Here is a 24,084-nt window from a genome sequence, read left to right on the forward strand (position 1 = left end):
GGCTGAAGTTTATAGCCAGAATTAGTGTGAAGGTGTTCTTTGCTTAGTTATCGCCATTCGTTTCATGCAGGAAATTTTGCTGATGTACTGAAGCATCAGGTGTTGGTTCATGTGTTGCGTTATATGGGACAGAAAGATAAGCCCTATGCGTACATTGATACCCACGCAGGCGCCGGTGTTTATGCATTGAGTTCGACACACGCGACCAAAAATCGCGAGTTCGATACGGGTATTGGCCCTCTGCGCGAGGATCAAACACCTGAGTTGAATGATTATCTGCAAACGGTGGTGCAGTGTGATGAGGCTGCAAATAAAATTCGAACCAGCCGTGAAGGCTACTATCCAGGATCACCAGAAATAGCCCGTCAATGGATGCGTCCTTATGACAAGGGATTTCTCTATGAGCTGCACCCAACGGATTTCGATTTACTTAATGATCATCTTGGTCGAGATCGACGTTTTATCGTGGAACAAAGCGATGGCTTCCAAGGGCTGATTGCGCGCTTACCGCCGCAAAGCCGCAGAGGCGTGGTTTTGATGGATCCTCCATACGAGTTGAAGTCGGATTACGACAATGCTATTTCAACTCTGGTAAAGGCCCATAAGCGCTTCGCTACAGGTGTTTTTGCGCTTTGGTATCCAGTGGTCGAGCGGGAGCGAGTGCATCGTATGGAGGCGGCTTTGATAAAGTCTGGCATACGTAATATCCAATTATTTGAACTGGGTATCGGTTCTGACACGTTAGAACATGGTATGACTTCTTCTGGGATGATAGTAATTAATCCACCTTGGACGCTAAAGGCCGAACTGGATAAGCTATTACCATATTTGGCCAGCACTTTATCGGCAGAAGGAGTATGGCGAAGCGAGGTGTTAGTGCAGGAGTAAGTAAATAGGCATTAAAACTTTAAGTCTATTGGGCTGTTTAAGCTTAGAAATGAACTGGGTAAGTTTATTTCTGAATAAGCGGCCTGTGGCCGCCAAAGTGATTGCGCGTTGGCGCATTTGAATGTTATCACTACGGTTGCAGAATCGACGTGTGTCGGTAACGTTTAAATCAGTTGCTTGAAGCAATCTGTGATGAATAAAAATAAAAAAATATGACAATATAGGTCATTGTGTTTATTAACACTTTATAACAATTCAGAAAGCGGTATCCTCCGCGTCCCTGCCTTAAATCTGCAAATGAGTAGGTTAGGTAGGCTAGCGTTAGGATGCAGTGAATTCACAGTGTCATGGGAATTCAAGAGACACGTAGCTGATGCTGAATTGACAATAAAAAAGGATACGGAATGAGCGCCAAGACATTTCTCACCATACTACTGGGTACTTTGTTGGGGGTATCTCAAGTGTACGCCGCTACGTCGTCAGACGATTTAGCCGGTAAACGCCTTGATAAACTCGAAACAACGGTAATGAACCCTAATTTGCCGCTGGAAAAGCGTATTCGTGCGTTACGCAAGTTATATTCTGATCAGTTTGTGAACGGAAAGATTGATCGCACTTTCTGTATCTGGGATCCGCTCGGCAAGTCAGGCCCAATCGCCTCTGCTGCAGATGATCAAAAGCTTCGTTCTTTGCATTATGGTATGGATCTAACGATTATTGCTTACCAAGACGAGAAGAAGCTGGTCGATGAACTGCGTTCTGGCGATGTGTGCGACGCAGCACTCATCAGTGGTGGCAGTGCTCTCGAATTTAATCGTTTTTCCGGCACTATCGAATCAATGGGGGGGTTGCCTGAACGTCAACATCTTCAGTTGTTAATGCAGGTTTTGGCCAGCCCTAAAATGGCTGATCGCCTAACTGGTGATGAGTATGTGTTCTTGGGCTTGGCGACTATCGGCGGTACTTATGCGTTTATGGGTGATCGCTCGCAACGTAGTTTGATGTCACTGAAAAATCGTAAATTAGCGATCTCGGAAGATGACCCTGCAATGGCGGCTATCGCATCTTCAATTCGAGCGGATGCCGTACCGGGTAGCATGATGGCTTCCGTGCAGACATTTGCCGATGGCGAAACATCATCAATGATTTCATCAATTATTGCTTACTTAGTAATGGGTAGCGGGCAGGTGAGTCCTAACATTGGTATTTTGCGTGAGCCTCTTGCTCAGTCAACGGTACAGCTAATTGGTCGTTTGGATAAGTTTCCTGCTGGTTTAGCGCAGATTCTGCGAGAAGACTTCCTGTTTAAATTCGAAAACTACGCGCGTCGCGTGGACAAAGAACAGGCCATTATTCCTGAGAATTTCTGGATCGACATGAATGAAGCGGATAAGGCAAAACAAGAAATAATGTTGCGCGATGTTCGTCTCAAGTTGCGTGATCAAGGCGTTTATGATCCTGCGATGTTACGTTTAGAGCGTAAAATTCGTTGTAAGTTTGCACCGGGCCGCGATGAGTGTACTAATCCGGTAGAATAACTTTCTGTAGTGATTAGTCAGGTTGTGGAGTGATATCACTCCACAATCTTCCGCTTTGAGCGCGTTCCGTCATTTCCCTAACAGCACTGTGCGTTACCTTTCTTTCTGCCGCGATGGCGTAGAACTCTTGTTTAAGTTCGGCAATTATTCCGATTTTAATTACTTTATAACGCTGGCAAATTTCATCTGCAATCACTGCAGGTGCGAAGAAATAGCCGTGTCCTTGGCTACCAAAAGCTTTCATTAGAGCGGAATCATCAAACTCGCCCGCAACTCTGACGGTGAGTTCGCGGCGTTGGAACCAGCTAAGTAAGTTGGTTCGCAAAGCGGATGATGAGTCGGTAGGTAGAAGGACGGGTGAATTGTTTAGGCATTCCGGAAAGCTCTGGTTGCCGTTATGAAGATTCGAGGTTGCGAAGCACGCAATAGAGCTTTGCCCTAGAAGATGATTGAAGCATTTTACATTCATACCAGCTGGCATTGGGCTATCAGCCAGAACAACGTCGAGTCTGTGTACCGCCAGCTCCCCAAGCAGTGCTGTCATTTGCTCTTCGCGACATATCAGACGCATCGGCTCAGCGGATGCTAGTACTGGAGCCAACAGTTTATGTGCGATGGATTTTGGCAGGGCATCGACAATGCCTACACGTAATTCCATCGGGCGAAGGCTGACGCCGAGTTGCAGTACCTCTTGCAGCTCATCTCCAAGACGGAAAATGTCGCGGCTGTAATCAAGTACGAGGCGTCCCGTATCGGTGAGTTCTAGGCCTCGACCAGATTTTTGAAAAAGCGGTGTGCCCAGCTCATCTTCTAGAGTACGCAGTTGTCCGCTTATGGTTTGTGGCGTAACGTTCAATTTTTCAGCCGCGGCTTGAACGCTAGCGAGCTCTGCTACAGTATGAAAATACTGCAAATGCTTGTAGTTGAGACGTTTCATACTTCGAAAAAACCGAGTGATAGCCTAAAGATAATTCGAATATTATTTTATATTGTGCTTGAATACAATCTACGTCATATCATCAAAAGGAGTGGATTATGAACCGCCCAGATTATTTAAATTCAGATAAACCTCAGAGTGTCGCTCAAGTGGCTAGCGTTTCTCCGGTGGAATCCTATCAAGAGACGCAGGTAAATCGCCCTGAGTATGCGGTTGATGGCGCAAAAGTATTGCGTAACACCTATGCCTTGTTGGCCATGACTTTGATTTTCAGCGCTGGAACAGCGGCGTTGTCGATGGCGTTTAATTTGCCGCATCCAGGAATCATCATTACCTTGGTTGGTTTCTATGGCTTGTTGTTTGCGATTGAGAAAACCAAAAATAGCGGAATGGGCATCGTGCTTACCTTCGCACTGACTGGATTCATGGGTCTAACTTTAGGTCCTATTGTTTCGATGTACGCTAAGTTGCCAGGTGGTACTGCGACGATTGCAACTGCTTTGGGTCTAACGGGTTTGATCTTCGTTGCTATGTCCGGTTGGGTGCTATCAACTGGTAAAGACCTCAGTAACATGGGTAAGACCTTAATGGTTGGTATCCTAGTTGCCTTTGGCCTAGGTATCGCGAACATCTTTATTGGTCTGCCGATGATCTCTCTAGCTGTATCTGCCATGTTCATTGTCTTGATGAGTGGCATGATTGCTTACCAGACAAGTGCAATTTTACATGGTGGTGAAACTAACTACATTTCGGCAACAGTGACCTTGTATGTATCGATCTACAACCTGTTCCTGAGCTTATTGCAGATTCTGGGTGTGATGGGCTCAGACGATTGATTTTAGCCTGAGGGGGCTATTGTAAGAATTCTTTGTGCTCAAAGAGGGTTGCCGCAAGTCCGGGATGGCTTGCGGCTTTTTTGTGTCTGAAATTTGGTCAAATTGACCGAGTTTAGGCTAGGCTTTAAGGATGAAGCTTTCTCGTCTCTTTCTTATGGTTTTTCTTTTGCCATATTCGGTTTTCCTTGGTGCTGAGCCAGTGTGCTCTGATCGTGATGCCATTTCTGCCAGCAACGACAAAGCCTTGAGTTATTTCGGTAAGCAGGGTGAGATCTTTCATGTTGCTCGGGTGCTCAAAGTTCATCATCCAAGTCGTCATAAAGAAGTTGCCAGCTACGTTAAAGTTAAAGCCAAGCGCTATAGTATTTTTACATTGGTCGATGTCGACTGTAATGCGCGTTTCATAAAACGCACCCGTCAAAACGACTAAAGAAGGCTTGGCTTAGCGCAGGATTCTCAGTACAGTATTTCTTGTACATATCTTATGCAAAACTTACGGGTAGGTGGCGATGATAACTATCAAGCAATTACGTGCCGTGCCAATAATTTCTAAGGTGATTATCCACTCTCTTGATATGAGTCTCTATCAAGTTTCTGTTTTACTTGATGGTGCGGAACATTACGTGACCGACGACAAGGGTGTGCTGCTACGTAGCTTTAAAATATTGGAATTGCAGGCGTTATTTGAGTCGTTACCGGTCGAGCAAATGGTGTTGCGTCAGCAGAGTGCATACGACGAAATGATTAATCAACCTATGCGTCAGGGCAGTAACATGCTTGAGGTGCCTTTGGGTAACAATCGTTTAGGCTCGGCACCGCAAATATTGCATTGATCAAGAGTTACTTGTCTGCGGCGTTCAATTGAGCTTTTACTTTTGCTTGCTCTTTTTTCAGTGCAGTAAGCTTGTCGCGCTCCTTTTCTACGAAGGCGGCGGGTGCTTTAGACATAAACCCATCGTTATTTAGCTTGTTTGATATGCGGTGTATGTCCGTTTCTATCTGCTCCATCTGCTCTGTTAAGCTAGTCTGAGCGTTGTCGATAGTTCCTACCATGGGAAACCTTCCTCCATATTGCTAACTAATGAGCTGTGCTTTATGCCGAGCTCATCTATCGTTAGCCAAGTGATAGGTTCAAGTGTAGTCGAGTTTTTGAAGGTTGCCTGTTGGTGGGTGGGATTTGGGTTGCCCGAGAGGCGGACAGCAGCCTTTTTCAGTGATTTATTGTTATTTGGTGAGGTGATCAATGAAGGCGGTAATTCTGGATGCCGATACGATGGGCTCAGATATTAATTGGGAGCCAATTGCTAATGCAGTGACGACATTAAATATTTACGATAGAACGTCACCTGCTGAGTTGCTAGATAGAGTTAAAGATATTGATTTAGTCATTACCAATAAAGTTGTAATTTCTGCTGCGGTTATGGCGAATCTTAAAGGGATTTTCGTGTTGGCAACAGGCACTAATAATATTGATCTTGTTGAAGCAAGACAAAGAAATATTCCCGTGTTTAATGTTGCGAATTATGGTACTCAGTCTGTCGCTCAGCATACGCTCATGTTGATTCTTGCATTGGCTGCTCGGTTGCCTTTGTATCAGCGCGACATTGCTAAAGGGGCCTGGAATTTAAGCAAGAATTTTTGTTTGATGACGCACGCAACGAGTGAATTGTTTGGTAAGAAATTAGTTATTGTAGGGCAGGGGACGCTTGGTAAAGCGGTCGCTAAATTAGCTGAAGCATTCGGAGTGAGTGTTGTTTTTACAGCTCGGCCGGGGACTGCCGAGAGTCGTCGCCCCTCATTTAATGAAGCAATAAAAACGGCGGATATTATTAGTTTTCATTGTCCGCTGACAGATGATACGCACCACTTGCTTAATAAAGAAAATATTCACTTATTAAAACGAGATTGTTTAGTTGTTAATTGCTCTCGCGGAGGCGTAATTGACGAAATAATTGTTTTGAATGCTTTGGTTCAGAAAAATATCGCCGGTCTAGCGGTTGATGTCTTACCGGTTGAACCACCATTAAATGGTCATCCCTTGTTAGATGCTTTGGATGTTAGTTGTGTGCCGCTAAATCTTATTGTTACTCCCCATAATGCTTGGATCAGTCCTGAGGCGCGCCAAACTATAGTGAATCTAACCGCCGCGAATATTCATGACTTGGTTAATTCTCATTCTTAGTCTTACTTTAGCTCCTGAGTGGAGTGAGGTCATCATTACAGAACGGCCAGCAGAATAACTGTATTTTGCCTGACGAAGTCGAGTAATCGCTAGTTAATTGGTATGGGCCATTTCTCAGTCAAACTAGGTAAAATGTCTGTCAATGTCGTCGGTTTCCATAGATATAGCCATGCTTTTTCATTAGTATGGTCTGCAGAAAACCTTATCTGTCTGAACTTGTCCGCTGCCACGAGTGGTTTAGATAGTTCGGCCAGTGAGCAAATAATTATAAAAATAACAATCGTCGCATTCGGATCTCACCTCCGCTACTGAACCAAGTAGAACGATGATTGCTCGCGTCTTGGAGAGGTGCTTCCTTGTCATACGTTCGCTTTGGTCTCGTGTTGTCCATGTTTTTGGTGCTGTCTGCTTGTTCTTCAGACGGTGGTTCCTCGGATAGTGGTTCTACAACGGTTGATATCGTTATTACTGACCCGGATAAAGCCGCTGCCTTTCTGGATATATTTTCAGATCCGGTAACGCAAGCTACGGAAGACGAGCGTTGGGAATATGCCCTCGTAACCAGTGCTGTGCTGGCAGAAAATCTGTCTTTCCGCTTAGTGAGCGGGCCTAGCGGCATGACTATTAGTCCTGATGGCTTGGTTCAGTGGACTCCAACGGATGAGCATGGTGACACGGTGAACGTCACTATCGAAGCGACCTACTCCGATGAAAATGGTACGGTTTCACGTAGTCAGACATTCCTTCTGCCTGTTAAGCATATCAATGACAAGCCGGTAATTACCTCTGTTGCGCCAGTGACTACCGTCGCCGGCACTACTTTTAGTTATCAACTTGAAGTTAACGATCCTGATGATGTCAATAATGGTACCGACCTTATTTTTGCGGTTTCGCTTCCGTCTGTTGAATTATTAGGGGTGTCACCAGAAGAGTACGGTGTCACGATTTCCCCAACGGGTTTATTGCAGTGGCAAGTTCCAACCGATCCGGGTATAGGTTTGTTGGATCCTGGTCTTAGAATTAATGTCACCGTTACCGATGGCGAAGAAGATTGGAAAAACGGTTTTGTAGCGAGACCAAGCCAAAAGTGGAACTTGAAGGTTGTTACTACTAACACCGCACCGGATATTAAATCTTCACCTGTGACCGTCGCCACTGAAGATGTGGCGTATAGCTACCAATTAGACGTGTCTGATGCAGAAGATGATAATAACGGCGCTGACCTGACTTTTGCCTTATTGAATAGCCCAGCGGGAATGACGGTTTCATCGACTGGTTTGATCCAGTGGACACCTACTGAAAATGGCGCGGCAGCTTATAGCGAGAGCGTTGAAGTTTCCGTTGCTGACGGTGGTGAGAACGGCGTAGAACCAGTAACACAGTCATTTTCTATCAATGTTACTCCGGTCAACGATGCACCTACATTTATTGGTTCGCCATCGACCTCCGCGATTGAGGGTTCTACCTATACCTACGCGCTGCAAGTTACTGATCCAGATGATGCCAATAACGGCACAGACTTAACTTTCTCGTTAACCAGCGCTCCAGCTGGTATGACCATTTCTTCAACGGGTGTTATCTCTTGGACTGCGCCTGCTAATGTAACGTCTGCTTCTGTAGAAGCCATGGTAGCTGATGGTGGTGAAAACGGAGCAGCTACAGCGAGCTTGAGTTGGACGATCAGTGTTGATGCTGTAAACGATGCACCAACTATTACATCTGTCGCCCCAACAATGGCGACTGAAGATTCGCCGTATGTCTACCAACTTGTTGTTGCCGATCCAGATGATGACAATAACGGTACCGATTTGACCTTTACCCTCGTGACTGCACCAGAGGGTATGACTGTTTCTGCAACTGGCGCGATTGCATGGACCCCAGTGGGCCACGAAGGCACTGTCGATGTAACCATTGAAGTCGCCGATGGTGGTGAAAATGGCGTACAGCCCGCCAGTCAGAACTTCACTATTGCTGTTACTGCAGTTAACGATGCCCCCGTTATCACTTCAGAAGCAGTGGTAACGGCAACAGAAGACGAAACCTATAGCTACGAAGTCAGTGCTACTGATGAAGAGAATGATGTTCTGCAGTGGAGTTTAACCACTGCCCCTGAAGGAATGATTATCGACTCGGCTACTGGCGTTATTACTTGGACACCTGCTGAGACTGTGACTAGCGAGGCTGTTGTTGTCGAAGTCTCTGACGGTGAGTTTAACGATACCCAAAGCTTTACTGTGGCTGTGACTGCCGTCAACGATGCGCCTGTCATCACTGAAGGTGAAGCGACCGCGCTTGTTACTGATGAAGATACGGCAACGACACTAACTCTAAACGCAACGGACGTTGATACTGATTCTGCCAGCCTCATTTGGACGATCGATACTGATGCACTCAATGGTGCAGCGATTGTCAGTGGTACGGGTGCAAGTCAAACTGTTACCTATACGCCAACTGCAAACTTTAGCGGTAGCGATAGCTTTGTTGTCGCAGTCAGCGACGGGGAGCTAGTTGCTACGATTACTGTTAATGTCACCGTGACCGAAGCGGGGGACGCGCCAGTTATCACCGAAGGTGAAAACGTTTCGTTAACAACTAACGAAGATAACCTAGTTCTAACTGTATTAAGTGCCACCGATTTAGATACCGATGCCGCTAACCTTAGTTGGTCTGCTAATGACGCGACTAATGGTCAAGCGAGTGTTTCGGGTTCTGGTTTAACTCAAACCGTTACCTATACACCTAATGCCAATTTTTCGGGTAACGACAGCTTTATAGTCACAGTAAGTGATGGTGTTCTAAGCGATATGATCACCGTATCGGTGACTGTTAATTCAGTGAATGATGCTCCTGCTATCACTTCAGTACCCAATACATCAGCCACTGAAGCCGTTGCCTACAGTTACGCTGTCACTGCATCCGATGTGGAAGGGGATACGCTGACTTGGAGTCTGACTGAAGCACCAGCCGGCATGGAAATTGATGCCGATACTGGAGTTATTAACTGGACTCCGGGTAATGCTGCTACTAATCCAACGGTCGTTATTCAAGTATCGGATGGCGCCGCTAGTTCTACGCAAACCTTCGTTATTGAAATTGGTGCCGTTAACGACGCTCCAGTGATTACAGAAGGCGATACTGCACAAATCAATACCAGCGAAGATACCGTTGGCAGCATTACTCTTAACGCTACCGACGCTGATTCAGCGACTTTAACTTGGTCTGTTGTATCCGTTGCAAATAATGGTTCAGCGTCCGTATCAGGTACTGGACTAAGCAAAACCATTAACTACACCCCAAATGCAGATTTTAGTGGTACCGACAGTTTTGTTGTTGCTGTGTCGGATGGCTCGCTAGCCGATACCATCGCAATTTCGGTGAATGTTGCGGCAGTCAATGATGCCCCCGTGTTTATTAGCGCTCCGTCGACTAATGCGATTGAAGCTTCGCAGTATCAATACACTGCGCAAGTTTCTGATGCTGATGATGCCAATAACGGCACGGATTTAACCTTTACGCTAACTCAAGCGCCAGAAGGTATGACGGTATCAACGACCGGTGTTGTTCAGTGGACGCCAGGAAGTACTGTAACGACTGCCGACGTAACCTTAGAAGTTATTGATGGTGGTGAAGACGGTGCGGTTGCCGCTGTGCAAAGCTGGACCATCACGGTTGGCAGCGTTAACGATTCGCCAGAAATCACGTCTGTAGCGATTGTTACTGCAACAGAAGGCATGGTTTATCAGTACCCAGTTCAAGTCACTGACCCTGATGATGCCAACAACGGTACGGATCTGACATTTGAATTGACGACCGCTCCAGCAGGCATGACGGTATCTAGCATGGGTCTGATCGAATGGACGCCTACTAATGACGACGTCAGCGTGCCAGTGACTGTTGTTGTGCGAGATGGCGGTGAGAGTGGTTCAGTACCTGCGACTCAAAGTTGGACTATCGCCGTTACGCCAGTCAACGATGCCCCTGAGATTACCCAAGGCGCAACAACAACCTTATCGGTTGAAGAAGATACGTTGGCAAGTCTAGGTCTTAATGCCACCGATATTGATACGGCTGCAACAAGCCTAACCTGGTCAGTGTCGTCAGTAGCGGTTAACGGTGTGGCAAGCGTAACGGGCACTGGCAGCAGTAAGTCGGTTAGCTATACGCCGAATGCAGATTTCAATGGTAGTGATGAATTCGCTATTACCGTTAGCGATGGTGAGCTAAGCGATACCATTACCGTTAATGTGACCGTAAATGCTGTGAACGATGCGCCGGTTATGACATCGGCTGCCGTAACAGACGCTACGGAAGACGAAGCCTATACCTATGCCGCAACAGCCAGCGATATCGACGGTGATACCTTAACTTGGAGCTTAACTGAGTTCCCAGAGGGCATGGCTATTGATGCCAGCAGCGGTGTGATCAGCTGGACACCTGCGAACGGAGTTGAAACCGCTAATGTAACGCTAGTCGTTGCTGATGCTGATGCCTCAGCGACTCAAACGTTTACCATTACTGTTGTCGCAGTAAACGATGCCCCCGAAATCACCTCTAGCCCAGTTACCGTGGCCACAGAAGGCGAAATATACAGCTACACAGTTACTGCAACTGATGCAGAAAACGACACGCTCACTTGGAGTCTGACGCAATTTCCAGATCGTATGACGATTGATGCAAATAGCGGTGAGATCATCTGGACCCCAGCGAATGGTGCTACTGATGCCAATGTGACTGTCGAAGTTACCGATGGCGCTGCCACTGCAACTCAAGACTTTGTTGTCATTGTGGGCGCAGTTAACGACGCACCAGTAATTACCGAAGGTGAAACTGCAACGTTAACTACTGATGAAGACGTTGTTGGTAATCTCGTTCTTAACGCGACTGATGCCGACACTGACGCAGCCAATATCACTTGGTCTATTGCCTCTGCTGCGAGCAATGGTACCGCGAACGTTACGGGAACTGGCTTAAGCCAAACAGTCAGTTACTCACCTAATGCAGATTTCAATGGTAGCGATAGCTTTACTGTCAGCATCACCGATGGTGCGTTGACCGACACCATCACAGTGAATGTCACCGTTAATGCTGTGAACGATGCGCCTTTTATTAATTCAGCCGCCAATACGCATGCGACAGAAGGTGTGTTGTATACCTACACGGCAATGGCCTCTGACGTAGAAAGCGATACCTTAACTTGGAGCCTCACTCAGTCTCCTGAAGGCATGACTATTGATGCCAACAGCGGTGTGATCAGCTGGACGCCAGCGAATGGCGTGACGTCTGCAGATATCACCGTTCAAGTGGCTGATGCCGAAGCGAATGCAACGCAAAGCTTCACCGTGACTGTGGGTGGTGTGAACGACGCACCAACCATTACAGAAACAACAGCTGCGATTACAACGGATGAAGATACCTCAGGCACGGTAACTCTGAACGCAACCGATATTGATGGCGATACCATCACTTGGGCTTTGGATTCAGCAGCCGCTAACGGTGTTGCAACCGTGTCAGGTACTGGCTTAAGCCAAGTTGTGAGCTATGCCCCGAATGCTGATTTCAACGGTACTGATAGCTTCGTTGTTAGAATCACTGATGATTCCTTGACCGATACCATTACTGTGAATGTGACGGTGAATGCTGCCAATGATGCACCAGCCATTACAGAAACAACGGCCGCTATTACAACGGACGAAGATACGTCTGGTACGGTAACGCTGAACGCAACCGATATTGATGGCGATACCATTAACTGGTCTGTGGGTTTAGCAGCCACTAACGGTGTTGCGACAGTCTCTGGTGCTGGCTTAAGCCAAGTGGTGAGCTATGCGCCGAACGCCAATTTCAACGGTAGCGACAGCTTCATCGTCAGCATCACCGATGGTTCGTTGACCGATACCATCACCGTGGATGTGACGGTGAATGCTGCCAACGACGCGCCAGTGATTACGTCCACTGCAATTACGTCAGCAACAGAAGGTGAGGTTTATACCTACACTGCCACCGCGACGGATGCTGAGAACGATACGCTGATTTGGAGCCTAACGACGGCACCATCAGGTATGAATATTGACTCTGCTACGGGTGTTATTACTTGGACGCCAGGCAATGGTGCCATTAGCGAGAACGTCGTTGTTGAAGTAACCGACAGTGTTGCGACGACAACTCAAAGCTTCACCATTACCATTGGTGCAGTTAACGACGCGCCAGTGATTACCGAAGGTGCGACAGCAGCTCTGAGCACTGACGAAGATACGGCTGGCTCTGTGACGTTGAACGCGACCGATGCGGATTCAGCGATACTCACTTGGACTGTTTCTTCTGCGGCTAGCAATGGTTCGGCAACGGTAACTGGCAGCGGTTTGAGCAAAACCGTTAGCTATACGCCAAATGCCAACTTCAATGGTACTGATAGCTTCGTGGTTACCGTTAGCGATGGCAGCGCATCAGACACGATTACAGTGAATGTAAGCGTTGCGCCGATTGCGGATGCACCAGTAATTACTGAGGGCGAAACGTCAGCTCAAAGCACCGATGAAGATACGGCTAAGACCTTTGCTTTGAATGCAACCGACGTTGATGGCAGCACGATTACTTGGACCATTGGTTCGGCTGCGACTAACGGTACGGCCTCTGTGTCAGGTAACGGCGCGAGCAACACGGTTAACTACACGCCAAATACCAACTTCAATGGTACGGACAGCTTCGTAGTACAGGTTTCTGATGGTGCTTTAACCGATACCATCACAGTGACTATGACAGTGAATGCTGTGAACGATATGCCAGTGATTACTTCTACTGCGATTACTACCGCAACAGAAGGTCAGGTATATAGCTATGTACCAGCAGCGACGGACGTTGATGGCGATACTCTGACTTGGAGCCTAGGCGCTAGCGCACCAGCGACCATGAGTGTTAATCCAACAACGGGTGAGCTGTCTTGGACGCCTATCAACGGCGATACCTCCGCTACGATTCAACTGTTTGCATCGGATGAAACCTTGCGTTCAGAACAGAACTTCATTATTGCGGTGACGGCGGTTAACGATGCGCCAGTCATCACTGAAGGTGAGAGTGTATCTGTGACTATGTCGGAAGATGCAACTCCGCAAGCCTTTAGCTTGGTTCTTAATGCAACGGATGCGGATAACGCAGCAGCTGAATTGACTTGGACTATCGCCAGTGTGGCCGCTAATGGTTCGGCAACGGTTTCTGGTACAGGTACAAGCAAAGTTGTGAATTACACGCCAAGTGCAGATTACAACGGTGCTGATAGCTTTATTGTGAACGTAACCGATGGCACTGACTCCGACACGATTACTGTGAATGTAACGGTAGATGCAGCAAACGATGCGCCTGCCATTACTGAAACCACAGCAGCGATTGTGACCGATGAAGATGTCTCTGGCAGCGTAACGCTCAATGCAACGGATATTGATACCGCTGCAGCCAGCATTACCTGGACGATTCTGACTCAGGCAGCGAATGGCACAGCCAGCGTGAACGCGGTTAATACCGGCGCTAGCATGTTAGTGACGTATGCGCCAAGTGTGAATACTAATGGCAGCGACAGCTTTGTTGTTCAAATCAGCGATGGCGAATTGACCGATACCATCACGGTTAACGTGACTGTGAATGCGGTTGATGATGCACCTGCAATTGCGCAGGGCAGCACGATCAACTTAATCACTGATGAAAATACAGCAGGAAGCGTGGCGCTGACGGCAGTGGATATCGACACTGATGCAGCTAACCTAAGCTGGACCGTGATTACTGATGCAACCGATGGTGTTGCGAGTATCAGTGGTAGCGGCACCAATGTGTCAGCTGCTTACACGCCGACTGCAAACTTCATCGGCAACGATAGCTTTGTTGTGCAACTGAGTGATGGCACCTCGAATGTGAGCATTACGGTTAACGTGACGGTAAATGCTGTCAACGAAGCGCCAGTGATCACGAATGGCGCTACCGCCACCATGACGACTGACGAAGATACCCAAGCGACATTGTCATTGGCGGCGACCGATGCGGATGGTGACACTCTGACTTGGTCGATTCCTGTTGGCTCTGGCGCTTCACAAGGTGGTGTTGCCGTTGATGGTACTGGCTTGGTGACTTATGTTCCGTCGTTGGATACCAATGGTACTGATACCTTTAGTGTTCAAGTATCAGACGGTGAATTAACTGACACGATTGCTGTGACAGTAACCATCACCGCGGTTAACGACGCACCAGTGATTACCGAAGGTAGCACATCGGTGTTGAATACTAACGAAGACGACGACACTGGTAGCCTGACCTTCAGTGCAACGGATGCGGATGGCGATAGCTTAGCTTGGTCTGTTAACGCGGCTGCGCTGCACGGCATCGTTACCATGAACGGCTCTCAGTTTAGCTATGCGCCAAACATTGATTTCAATGGCAGTGATAGCTTCATCGTGCAAGTAACCGATGGCGTTGCCTCAGCGACTAACACAGTAACAGTGAATGTCGCAGCGGTTAACGACGCGCCTATGGTTACCTCTACAGCCGTAACAACGGCAATCGAGAATCAAGTGTATGCGTACAACGTCACCGCCAGTGATGTTGAAGGCGATGTCATTAGTTACTCGCTAACCACTAGCCCTTCCGGTATGGCGATCGATTCTACTACCGGTGAAATCCGCTGGATTCCATCGGCAACAGGTACCGAAACCGTCGTGGTTAGCGTGACTGATGGATCAGATGCCGATACTCAAACTTTCGATATCAGTGTTCAGGCTGAGCCTGCAGTGGCTGGTCGCGCAGTAAAAGGTGTGCTGTCTAATGCAACGGTAGAAGCAGCAACCTACGGCGGTTTGGATAGCAACGGCGATCATGTTTGGAATCTAATCGGCACGACTACCACGGATGCGCAGGGTTACTTCGGCTTCGATCTTGGCCCGCAATCTGCTCCAGTACGTGTGCGCGTTACTACCGACGCTAACAGTGCGATGGTGTGTGATACTCCAAGTGGCTGTGTGCTATCGACCTTCGCACTTTATGGCGAAACCGGTGCCCCAGAAGTTGGCCTAACGCTCGATACCATCGTCAGTGGTGCCGACTTCGACGGCCCAATTGCGGTGACTCCATTAACCAATATGGCGGCGGTATGGTTACAGCAGTTCCCACAAGCGATTGACGATAACAACATTTTGTTAACGCATCGTCGCCTGTCAGAGCTGTTTGGTTTCGGTGATGAGAACTACATGCTGCAACGCGTTATTGATATCACCTCGCCGTTTGAGTTATCCCAAGCTGTAGCAACAGATATGAATCGCGTTCGCCATGCTGTATTTGCTGCAAGTTTGCAAGAAACAGCGACGGTTAAGGGTTTATCAGTGAACACTATTTCTGATGGGCTGGGTCTGATGTTCGGTGTACTTGGCGGTCAGATGCCGTTGAAGTCGGGCACGATTGACGTTACCGCGTTGAATCTTAGCGATGGTACGACATCACTTGATTACACTGGCTTCGATACCTTCATTATCAGTGCGAAGACGGTTGCTAACTATGTGAATGTTGATTCAGCCCTCGACAGCATGATTGCAGGCTTCGATGCACTGGTAACTCGCTGGAGCCCAGAAGCGACTGATCCAAGTATTTGTTTAGATACCGATCCGTTGGTTGATCGCACCGAATGCCGCAACGTCACAACCTTGGGGGAAGCGACAGGTTACGACGTGGCTAACTTCGACCGTGCAGTTGCGCCGTTGGAGGTCTATGACTACTACTATGCCCAAGTTGCAGCGGCAGAGGCTGGCATCAACCAGACCAACCGTAGCTTGGATTGGTTGTATGTCACAACGGAAGATCAGACTAATACTGCGAACTTATTGGCTGCGTTTTCAGAATTACTTGGCTACGGTGTTAGCACGTCGGTCTGTGTGCCTCTAGCGAATACATACCCTTATTTGGCATGTGATGACCCAGTTCCATCGGCTGACTTTACGGGTGTTTCACCGAAGATTACTAAGGCTAATGCATTTAGTAACCGTTGTTCACTGTCTTCTAGCAATTCTTGTGAATTGAAGGTAACTGGAACAGCACAAGGGCAAACCTTTAATGTGACGGCTGTAATTCCGGATATACGTAATTTGCTCGGTGGTCGAGGCGGATATACTCCTCAGGGTGGATTAAACATGTGCTACAACGGCACTATTACCAACAGTACGGCCAAGCTGGTGTTGACTAACGTTTGTTTCAATCTGGATGTGTCGGACAGTCCGAGTACAGCCTTGGCACCTTTTGCAGATAAGCCCCCGGTTGGCTTATTTGGGGAAAGTGGATATAACGATACAACTCAAGTAGAAACAGAGCTGAACGCGTTGCTTGAGGTGATTAATCTGCGTGTTGCTTTACGCTCATTAGGTGGATCTTTGAAAATTGTTAGCGCCGACAATAGTCTGGTTTTCCAGACGAATGAGTTGGATGCTGGTTTTGTCTTTGACCGCTTAGTATTGAAGGGCACTAAAACAGGCCCGGTATTCGATGTGTATGTATCTTCGTTGAGCCGAACTAATCCTGCAGGTGAAACCTTGAATTCTATTAGCGGACAAGATTTGTTCCGCTTAGAGATCAACGACACCAGTTATATGACCACGGCGAAAGTCGAAGACAAAATTGGTTTACCTGCGGTGACGTCATCTAGCAATGTGACTATTGAAGGGCTATCTCCGATCATTGATGTGATGAAGGATTATGCACTTAGTCTAATTGATACGAATGCAGTGTTTGTCGCACCTACAGCACAAAGATGGCAGGAAATTCAAGATGAAGTGGCTGCTAATCTTGTCTATGGCGGTACTCAGGTCTATGACATATCAGAAGGAGGCGGTGTTTACACCATGACCTTGGAGCAAGCTGGATACATTGATATTAGCCAGAAGAACTCGACAGCTAATGCAATGCGTATCTTCCTATCGGGTGCGGCGGGTTATATCTATGCGGATGAAACCTTAGTGGCTACGGCACACTTAGGTAACAGCCAAGATGGTCTGATGATCAGCTTGATGGATGGTTCGCAACGGACGTATACCAGCGCTAACCCAGACCCATTAGGTGGATTACAAGGATTCCTCGACTTCTTGACGATTCTTGCACCACCGTCGGATACAACAACAACGCCTTAATCTTTTTCCTCTATGAAAATAGGGGATTTATTAAGAGATAAAAAAGCCCCGAAGATTCGGGGCTTTTTTATGGCAACGAAAATAAGTGAACTTAAAAGCAGAGGCGCAACTCTAAAGTCATACATTTAACAAGGGCAGAACATTATGGACGTGACAGAGCTTCTCATATTTTTAGCGATTGGTGCACTTGCAGGTTGGCTGGCTGGAGTAATTACAAAGGGCGGTGGTTTTGGGTTGCTAGGTGATATCGTTATTGGCATCTTAGGCGCCGTGGTTGGTGGTTATGTGTTTGGTGTGCTTGGTATTGCGGTAGCGGGCCTCATTGGTTCAATTATTACAGCCACACTCGGAGCGGTAATTTTACTCTTTTTAATTCGGCTTATTAAACGAGCTTAATTACGAATTTAAAATCAAAAAAATGGCCAAAATCTAATGGCCATTTTTAAATATTTCTTAATTTTAAATTTAGGGAATCGTCTAAAGTCCTATTTCTTTCGGTAGTGCTTTTCCATGCCGTCCAAAAAATTACGCAGCAATTGATCTAAACACTCGCGATAATTTTTATGGTCTGGGCGGCGAAAGAGGGCGCTTAATTCGTGCTGGCCCAAATTAAAATCGTTAAGCTTCAGCATCTCTAACAAGTCATCGGCTTGTAGATTGAGCGCGATTTTCAACTTACGCAATACGATATTATTGGTCAGCTTACGCTCAGGCTCAGGTACTTCGTCACCCTTAGGGCCGCGATTTTTAATAATCAGGCCATTTAAAAAGCGCGCAAGATTTTCATCGGCACACACAGCAAACTCAGGAGCTTCATCACGAGCCAACCAGCTCAGTAATTCAGGCTTAGTGGCGTCGTAGCCGCCCAGCTTGAAAATAGACAGCATGGTTTCGTCGTTAAAATCGAACATATAGCGCACACGGCGCAGGATATCGTTGGTATTGATAACTAGTCCTCCTGCACGGGCTGGCTTTCACCGGCTTCAATAGCTTTTGCCGTGATTTCAACATAAATAGTCATAATGTTGTTCGCAACAAGCTCATCGATACCTTTCGCTAACGCTGGCAGGCGTACTTCAACTGCCGACTCTTCCGACTGGCCAAGCTTGCAATCGAAATCCCAGTAGGTCGCACCCTTAGGTAGATCTTTTTGGCGTTCTTTCTTCAAAAACTTCTTTATGTCGTGCTTGATAGAGTCAACAACACGCGGCACTTTGATTTTAGGGTGGTCTAACTTAAAGGTTCTTTTCATTGGGTTCCTACAAGGGTGAGATACACGGCTAAGCAGCCGAGTAGCGCAAGGGGTCTAATGGCGGGCAGTGTAATCTTTGTACAGGGATTCTACCATTCATTAGGGTTAAACTCTTGGATAACCTCTAAGGCGTTTTTTTGCAGCGGTGATTGCTGGTAATGACTCTTCAGCTTGAGCCACTTAAACTGAAGCCTATTCGCACAGCAAGCCTACAAGCCGGAAGCCTAAACACATGCACCTAAACGATGATTTTAGTCAACGAGTGGTCATAACCCCCAACGACTACAACTGGGTCGACAGCCCAACCGCCGGTGTTGAACGTATGATGCTGGATCGCATTGGTGATGAAGTCGCGAGAGCCACGTCGCTGGTACGCTATGCACCTAATAGCCGCTTTCCGGCGCATACACATGGCGGTGGTGAAGAAATATTCGTTCTTGAAGGCATCTTTGCTGATGAACACGGCGAGTATCCCAAAGGCTCATACCTGCGCAATCCTATTGGGTCATCGCATTCGCCACATGTCGGCCCCGAAGGCGCCATCATTTTCGTCAAACTGCATCAGTTCGATAGCGCCGACCAACGCCAGTGTGCAGTAGATACCAACGCTCAACCGTGGCGACAAGGGCTGGTCGACGGCTTAACCGTGATGAGCCTGCATTCATATCTAGGCGAGAATGTTGCACTGGTAAAATGGGCACCCAATACTCAATTTAATCCGCATAGGCATTGGGGCGGCGAAGAGATATTTGTTATTGAAGGCACGTTTCACGACGAGCACGGCAGCTATCCTAAAGGCAGCTGGCTGCGTAGCCCACACCTAAGCCAGCACACGCCATTTACCAAAGAAGACGGAGCACTAATCTACGTTAAAGTAGGGCATCTGCCGGAAGCGGTGTGATCGTTTAAGCCAACTCAATGCGCAGAGTTTTACCAATCGCACGAGCAGCATTGTCTAATGTATTGAGAGTTACCGAGGTGTTTTCAGGATCAAGCAGGCGATCTAGGGCTGAACGGCTAGTATGCATTAGCTCCGCCATCTTGGTTTTAGACAGCCTCTCGGTTGCCATTTTTTGAGTAATTTCCCAAGCAATTACACGCTTTATAGATACAGTATTAACTTCAGCAAGTTCACCGGTTTCTTCGAGTAGTTCGTCGAAGGATGATCCTAAATGCTGATTACGTTTAGCCATTACCTACCTCTCTTTTTCGTCTCTTTGCCAAATCTAAATCAGGCTTGGGAGTTTGCTGCGATTTTTTAATAAAACCATGTAGTAGAACCATTTTTTCGCTGCGGAAGCAGAATAGTACTCGTGAAATTCGTCTGTCTGAGAGATTCGTTCTGACTTCATATAAGCCGTCCTTCATAGGGCGACATACTGGCATTCCTATCGGCCAGCCAAACTCAACGGTTTTAATATCAGTGCCGACGGCCTTTCGATCATCCTTAGATAACTCCAACAACCAATCTCGAACGGGCTCATTGCCATTGTCAGAACGATAGAAAACAGCCGTAATCATTTTTCTGCTATGTACAGCCATCAAGGAATGTACCATCTTTGGTACGATGTGTCGAAACTATTATTCAACCCGTAACCCTCTCAGCCCATATTGGTTGTTAATAGGAAGCTAGTCGGTAGGAACGAATAGAACAATCAGGCAACTTTCTTATTATGGAGAGCAAAGGGAGCATAGGTAAGCAAGTACATATTTTTTAAGTTTCGGTTAACGTCCACCGACCATAATGGCCCTACACATCAAGTTGAGGTAGGCATTATGAACATCGCAAAAATAATAGTATTAGTGGCTTTATCACCGATTATTCTAATAGGAGGCATCGCATTTGGTTTGATATACGGAGTGATTCAAGCGGTCAATTGCCTGACATCCAGCGTTCGAAACCCCTCATTAAAACTAGAATTGGCAAAATTACCCAATACACCTAAATAGTAATAAGGGGGATCGCAATCTCATGCAATCTTTCACCATATCCCTACCGTGTGTGTTGCTTGGAACGTCAACCAGCACGGTAGATTCATTGCCATATGAATTGATCAGGAATAGGGCAATACGCACCGTTGAAGTACCCGCTATCAAATAATCGTTAGACGAATTAGCACAGAAGACAATATTTGGTTACTATCGGATGATTAGGGCTCAATAGGGATGAGCAATGCTCCCGCTAGATCTACTTCAAATATTCAAACCGCTGCTATGGGTCATTCCAATCATCTTATTGATTGGCGTCGCCAAATCGCCGTGGTTGAAGCAAAGGGAAGAGGTTGGAGTAACAATAAATGGAGCAAGTCATGCGTGATCCCGAATATTTAGAAGTAGATGAATTAGACTTCCGACTTGGTCTAACGCAGCTTCTTACTGTGAATGGCCGTCTTGATCAAGAAACTAATAGATTAATAGCCGAGGTTATTACTGAAACTAAAGTAAGGGCTATGAAGGAGGCGCTCTCACAGTATGTTGGGCAAGGCGTTCACATGACTCAAAGTGAGTTAATGGCTGAAGAGCATAAGTCAGAAAGACTAGGTAGGTTTCTCGAAACCGTTCAATATGTCCGCCCCGATTCAAATTTTGAAGCTCATGCAATTGTCAGTGGTGGTCACGCACGTGCAATTGCTGCAAGAGAGATTTTAGCTCAATATCAATTAAGAATAGACGACCCAACCAATGGAGTTTGGCTTCCTAATTTTAAAAAAAATCTATCTGGCTACCCTGATTTCAATTATGCCCATAGACCACTGCACAGAAAGATATATTATCTAAACATAACCTCATGTTTAGAGCAGGCTATGAGTTCAGCCCATGCAAGGGTGATACTACGACGTATTGCACAGGGTATAATCGTTGGCACGTTTCCAATAGATCGACGATTAAAGAGAAAGGAAGTAATGGAGGTTAGTAATGGTGCTTTCTGATGTTGTCGTATCAATCGAAGTAGATTACGAGAATTTTAAAAGCTTCGTACCAGAAGGTTCCGAAGTCATTAGGTGTAAAGGTAAGCCACTGAATATCGACACGCCTATTAATATTGTGGTCGACGAAGAAGATACTGGAATGCCACTTGCTGATATATCCATGCTCAATATTGGATCTTTCGTTATTACTCAAGATTTGTACGAGCACTTAAAAGAAGCGGCTGAAGATACTTGTCAATTTATACCGCTTCAGTGGTCAGGTATTCGCATGTGGTTAGTGAATGTACTGTCGGTAGCTGATTGCCTTGATAAGGAAAACTCCGAATTTAATAGCTTTGGTGGCGTAAGCTCGGTTGTTTTTGATTCAAGCAAAGTACCAACGGTTGGATTCTTTAAGATAGCAGAAGATAACCATACAGGTATTTTTGTATCTCAGAATATGTTGGATGTTATTAACAAGTATAAGCCGACAGGCGTTGAGTTTGAGAAGTTTTTAGCTAAGTGAACTTGTTGCTATGGATGAACTAGATAATTAATAGCGAGTTCGCAATATGGATGTATCGACCTAAAGGAGTACTGAGTAATGCTTCAGCTAGACCTACTAGAAATATTCAAACCGCTGCTTTGGGTCATACCAATCATCCTATTGATTGGCGTTGCCAAATCACCTTGGTTTAAAGGCATCATTGGCGAAGCACTGGTTAAGCGTTGTGGCTAATACTTACGTTCCTGTCCACGACGTAACGCTTTAAATATCGACAACTCTGCCCCCATTGAACTAGGAACTGAAGAGGAGGAGGGAGTTAATAGATAAATGAGAAACAGCCACCTTTTGGTGGCTGTTTCTTAAGGTTACTCTGCAGGCATCCTTTTAGGCAAAACATCATCAGAAACTTTGTTGATAACCTTGGCGCCAGGTGACTCAATCCCTTTTTCATGTTTTGCTATCGACATTTTTATTAGTGTCGCGATAGTTTTTAGGTTTTTGTCATTATTTCTTCCAAATTGGTATTCATGCTTAAGGGTATGGAAAACGTCAAATAGGTAAAAAGAATTTTTATTTAATTCTTTGATGTGATTTCCAATAATACTATCCCAACCAGAGGGCCGCTCACTAATTAGTAGAAGTGCTAGTTTATGCTTCTTTAATTCGGATTGAATCGCCCCTAGTTTCCTAGACACTCTTTAAAGTTACAATGTATTTAAAGAGGAGGCCGAGATGGCTGGTGAACGATATAACGAAGAATTCAAGATCGCAGCAGTAAAGCAAGTGACCGAACATGGTTACTCCATTGCTGATGTTGCTCAGCGTTTAGGCATTACAACTAAGAGCTTGTACAACTGGCGTGATCGTTACGGCGAGAATGCGCAAGCCTACCACGAGAAGCAATCCAGTCATGAAGAGCTGCGTAAGCTTAAAGCGGAGCTAAAACGTGTCACAGAGGAGCGTGACATATTAAAGGAGGCCGCCGTGTTCTTTGCTGCCGAGTCAAAGAAAAATACACGTTCATAAAATCTCGAACAGATCGCTACTCCGTTCGTACCCTGTGTCGAACACTTGAAGTTCATCCCAGTGGGTTTTATGCCTGGTTAGCGAACCCCGAAAGTACACGGCAGAAAGTTGATGAGTATCTACTCGGGTTTATTAAGCAATTCTGGCTTGAGAGTGGTTGCGTTTATGGCTATCGAAAAATCCATAAAGATCTAAAGCATGCAGGAGAACACTGTGGAAAAAATCGTGTTCATCGACTGATGCAGCAGGCACAAATACAGGCAGAGCGGGGCTACAACCGAAAAACACGCTATGACAGCGGCGAGTTATCCACCGTTGCCCCTAACCTACTGAATCGTGAATTTGATGTATCCAAACCGAATACCGTATGGGTCACCGATATTACCTACATTCGTACCTATGAGGGCTGGCTGTTTCTAGCGGTAATCATTGATTTATTCTCACGGCAGGTCGTTGGCTGGTCGATGAGTGAACGTATTAATACCGATTTGGTACTGAATGCAATCACGATGGCGTGCTGGCGAAGGAAGCCAAAAGGTGAGGTGATCGTGCATTCCGATCAAGGTTGCCAATACACAAGTTACGACTGGCAAAGCATGTTAAAAGCCAATAACTTAACCGTCAGTATGAGCCGTAGAGGGAACTGTCATGATAATGCCTGTGCGGAAAGCTTCTTTGCCTTGCTAAAGCGAGAACGTATTCGCCGTAAAATTTATCGCACAAGAGAAGAAGGAAAAGCGGATATATTTAATTATATTGAGCTGTTTTATAATTCCACACGTCGTCATGGTAATAATAATGACTTGTCGCCAAGGGACTATGAAAAGAATTATTTTTTGAAGCAAATGGGTGTCTAGGAAA

20 protein-coding genes are annotated in these 24,084 nt (G+C 46.4%); 13 read left to right on the forward strand and 7 right to left on the reverse strand.

Features of this window, described 5'->3' with window-relative positions:
- The first annotated feature begins 39 nt into the window (after window positions 1-39).
- Both TOL_RS06355 and TOL_RS06360 read left to right on the forward strand, forming a co-directional pair.
- The gene (locus tag TOL_RS06355; RefSeq protein ID WP_015486475.1) at window positions 40-888 is read left to right on the forward strand and encodes a 23S rRNA (adenine(2030)-N(6))-methyltransferase RlmJ; all 849 of its coding nucleotides are present in this window, start codon (window positions 40-42) and stop codon (window positions 886-888) included.
- Between the two features lie 404 nt (window positions 889-1,292).
- On the forward strand, window positions 1,293-2,426 hold the full coding sequence (locus TOL_RS06360; RefSeq protein WP_015486476.1) for a putative solute-binding protein: 1,134 nt from the start codon (window positions 1,293-1,295) through the stop codon (window positions 2,424-2,426).
- A gap of 13 nt (window positions 2,427-2,439) precedes the next feature.
- On the opposite strand, the gene nhaR is transcribed toward TOL_RS06360, so the two are convergent.
- A complete protein-coding gene (gene nhaR / locus TOL_RS06365) occupies window positions 2,440-3,363 on the reverse strand; it encodes a transcriptional activator NhaR (protein WP_015486477.1) in 924 nt (307 codons plus the stop codon).
- 98 nt (window positions 3,364-3,461) lie between these two features.
- Between nhaR and TOL_RS06370 the strand changes: the two genes are divergently transcribed.
- From TOL_RS06370 to TOL_RS06380, 3 genes are all read left to right on the forward strand, one after another.
- Entirely contained in the window at window positions 3,462-4,199 is a 738-nt protein-coding gene (locus TOL_RS06370) for a Bax inhibitor-1/YccA family protein (RefSeq protein ID WP_015486478.1), read from the forward strand.
- 130 nt (window positions 4,200-4,329) lie between these two features.
- Window positions 4,330-4,629 (forward strand): hypothetical protein, encoded by a 300-nt coding sequence (locus TOL_RS06375; protein ID WP_015486479.1) that lies wholly within the window; start codon window positions 4,330-4,332, stop codon window positions 4,627-4,629.
- A gap of 79 nt (window positions 4,630-4,708) precedes the next feature.
- On the forward strand, window positions 4,709-5,032 hold the full coding sequence (locus tag TOL_RS06380) for a DUF6482 family protein (protein ID WP_015486480.1): 324 nt from the start codon (window positions 4,709-4,711) through the stop codon (window positions 5,030-5,032).
- A gap of 7 nt (window positions 5,033-5,039) precedes the next feature.
- Here the strand turns inward: TOL_RS06380 and TOL_RS06385 are convergent, their stop codons facing one another.
- Window positions 5,040-5,252: a hypothetical protein gene (locus TOL_RS06385; RefSeq protein ID WP_015486481.1), complete on the reverse strand. Its 213-nt coding sequence runs from the start codon at window positions 5,250-5,252 to the stop codon at window positions 5,040-5,042.
- 190 nt (window positions 5,253-5,442) lie between these two features.
- Here TOL_RS06385 and TOL_RS06390 point away from each other — a divergent pair, with 190 nt between their 5' ends.
- The 3 genes from TOL_RS06390 (at window position 5,443) to TOL_RS06400 (ending at window position 17,924) form a co-directional block, all read left to right on the forward strand.
- A complete protein-coding gene (locus tag TOL_RS06390) occupies window positions 5,443-6,381 on the forward strand; it encodes an NAD(P)-dependent oxidoreductase (RefSeq protein ID WP_015486483.1) in 939 nt (312 codons plus the stop codon).
- Between the two features lie 356 nt (window positions 6,382-6,737).
- Window positions 6,738-17,528 (forward strand): tandem-95 repeat protein, encoded by a 10,791-nt coding sequence (locus tag TOL_RS06395; protein WP_015486484.1) that lies wholly within the window; start codon window positions 6,738-6,740, stop codon window positions 17,526-17,528.
- 144 nt (window positions 17,529-17,672) lie between these two features.
- Complete coding sequence (locus tag TOL_RS06400) at window positions 17,673-17,924, forward strand: GlsB/YeaQ/YmgE family stress response membrane protein (RefSeq protein ID WP_015486485.1); 252 nt, start codon at window positions 17,673-17,675, stop codon at window positions 17,922-17,924.
- An 89-nt stretch (window positions 17,925-18,013) separates the two neighbouring features.
- Here TOL_RS06400 and TOL_RS06405 read toward each other — a convergent pair whose 3' ends face one another.
- A complete protein-coding gene (locus tag TOL_RS06405; RefSeq protein WP_025265820.1) occupies window positions 18,014-18,475 on the reverse strand; it encodes a YehS family protein in 462 nt (153 codons plus the stop codon).
- Between the two features lie 2 nt (window positions 18,476-18,477).
- Complete coding sequence (locus TOL_RS06410; RefSeq protein ID WP_015486487.1) at window positions 18,478-18,780, reverse strand: DUF6172 family protein; 303 nt, start codon at window positions 18,778-18,780, stop codon at window positions 18,478-18,480.
- A gap of 232 nt (window positions 18,781-19,012) precedes the next feature.
- On the opposite strand from TOL_RS06410, the gene TOL_RS06415 reads away from it, so the two are divergent.
- Complete coding sequence (locus tag TOL_RS06415; protein WP_015486488.1) at window positions 19,013-19,681, forward strand: cupin domain-containing protein; 669 nt, start codon at window positions 19,013-19,015, stop codon at window positions 19,679-19,681.
- 4 nt (window positions 19,682-19,685) lie between these two features.
- On the opposite strand, the gene TOL_RS06420 is transcribed toward TOL_RS06415, so the two are convergent.
- A complete protein-coding gene (locus TOL_RS06420) occupies window positions 19,686-19,973 on the reverse strand; it encodes an XRE family transcriptional regulator (protein WP_015486489.1) in 288 nt (95 codons plus the stop codon).
- Window positions 19,966-20,301, reverse strand: a complete 336-nt coding sequence (locus tag TOL_RS06425) for a type II toxin-antitoxin system RelE/ParE family toxin (protein WP_231848010.1) — start codon at window positions 20,299-20,301, stop codon at window positions 19,966-19,968. The genes TOL_RS06420 and TOL_RS06425 overlap by 8 nt, the downstream gene beginning before the upstream one ends.
- 788 nt (window positions 20,302-21,089) lie before the next feature.
- Here TOL_RS06425 and TOL_RS06430 point away from each other — a divergent pair.
- The 3 genes from TOL_RS06430 to TOL_RS19410 all read left to right on the forward strand — a co-directional run bounded on the left by TOL_RS06430 (window position 21,090) and on the right by TOL_RS19410 (window position 22,428).
- Window positions 21,090-21,710 (forward strand): AHH domain-containing protein, encoded by a 621-nt coding sequence (locus tag TOL_RS06430; protein WP_144055338.1) that lies wholly within the window; start codon window positions 21,090-21,092, stop codon window positions 21,708-21,710.
- Window positions 21,697-22,215, forward strand: coding sequence for an imm11 family protein (locus tag TOL_RS06435; RefSeq protein ID WP_015486495.1), 519 nt, complete (start codon window positions 21,697-21,699; stop codon window positions 22,213-22,215). Before TOL_RS06430 ends, TOL_RS06435 begins: the two co-directional genes overlap by 14 nt.
- A 78-nt stretch (window positions 22,216-22,293) precedes the next feature.
- Window positions 22,294-22,428, forward strand: a complete 135-nt coding sequence (locus TOL_RS19410) for a hypothetical protein (RefSeq protein ID WP_015486496.1) — start codon at window positions 22,294-22,296, stop codon at window positions 22,426-22,428.
- Between the two features lie 134 nt (window positions 22,429-22,562).
- On the opposite strand, the gene TOL_RS06440 is transcribed toward TOL_RS19410, so the two are convergent.
- Entirely contained in the window at window positions 22,563-22,892 is a 330-nt protein-coding gene (locus TOL_RS06440; RefSeq protein WP_041588426.1) for a hypothetical protein, read from the reverse strand.
- Window positions 22,893-22,929: 37 nt separating this feature from the next.
- On the opposite strand from TOL_RS06440, the gene TOL_RS06450 reads away from it, so the two are divergent.
- Window positions 22,930-24,080 (forward strand): IS3 family transposase gene (locus tag TOL_RS06450; protein ID WP_399347676.1). Its coding sequence is split into 2 segments (ribosomal slippage): window positions 22,930-23,173 and window positions 23,173-24,080, totalling 1,152 coding nucleotides; the frame shifts between segments, so codons are not numbered across the junction.
- Window positions 24,081-24,084: the final 4 nt, after the last annotated feature.

Source organism: Thalassolituus oleivorans MIL-1 (assembly GCF_000355675.1).
Lineage (GTDB): Bacteria > Pseudomonadota > Gammaproteobacteria > Pseudomonadales > Oceanobacteraceae > Thalassolituus > Thalassolituus oleivorans.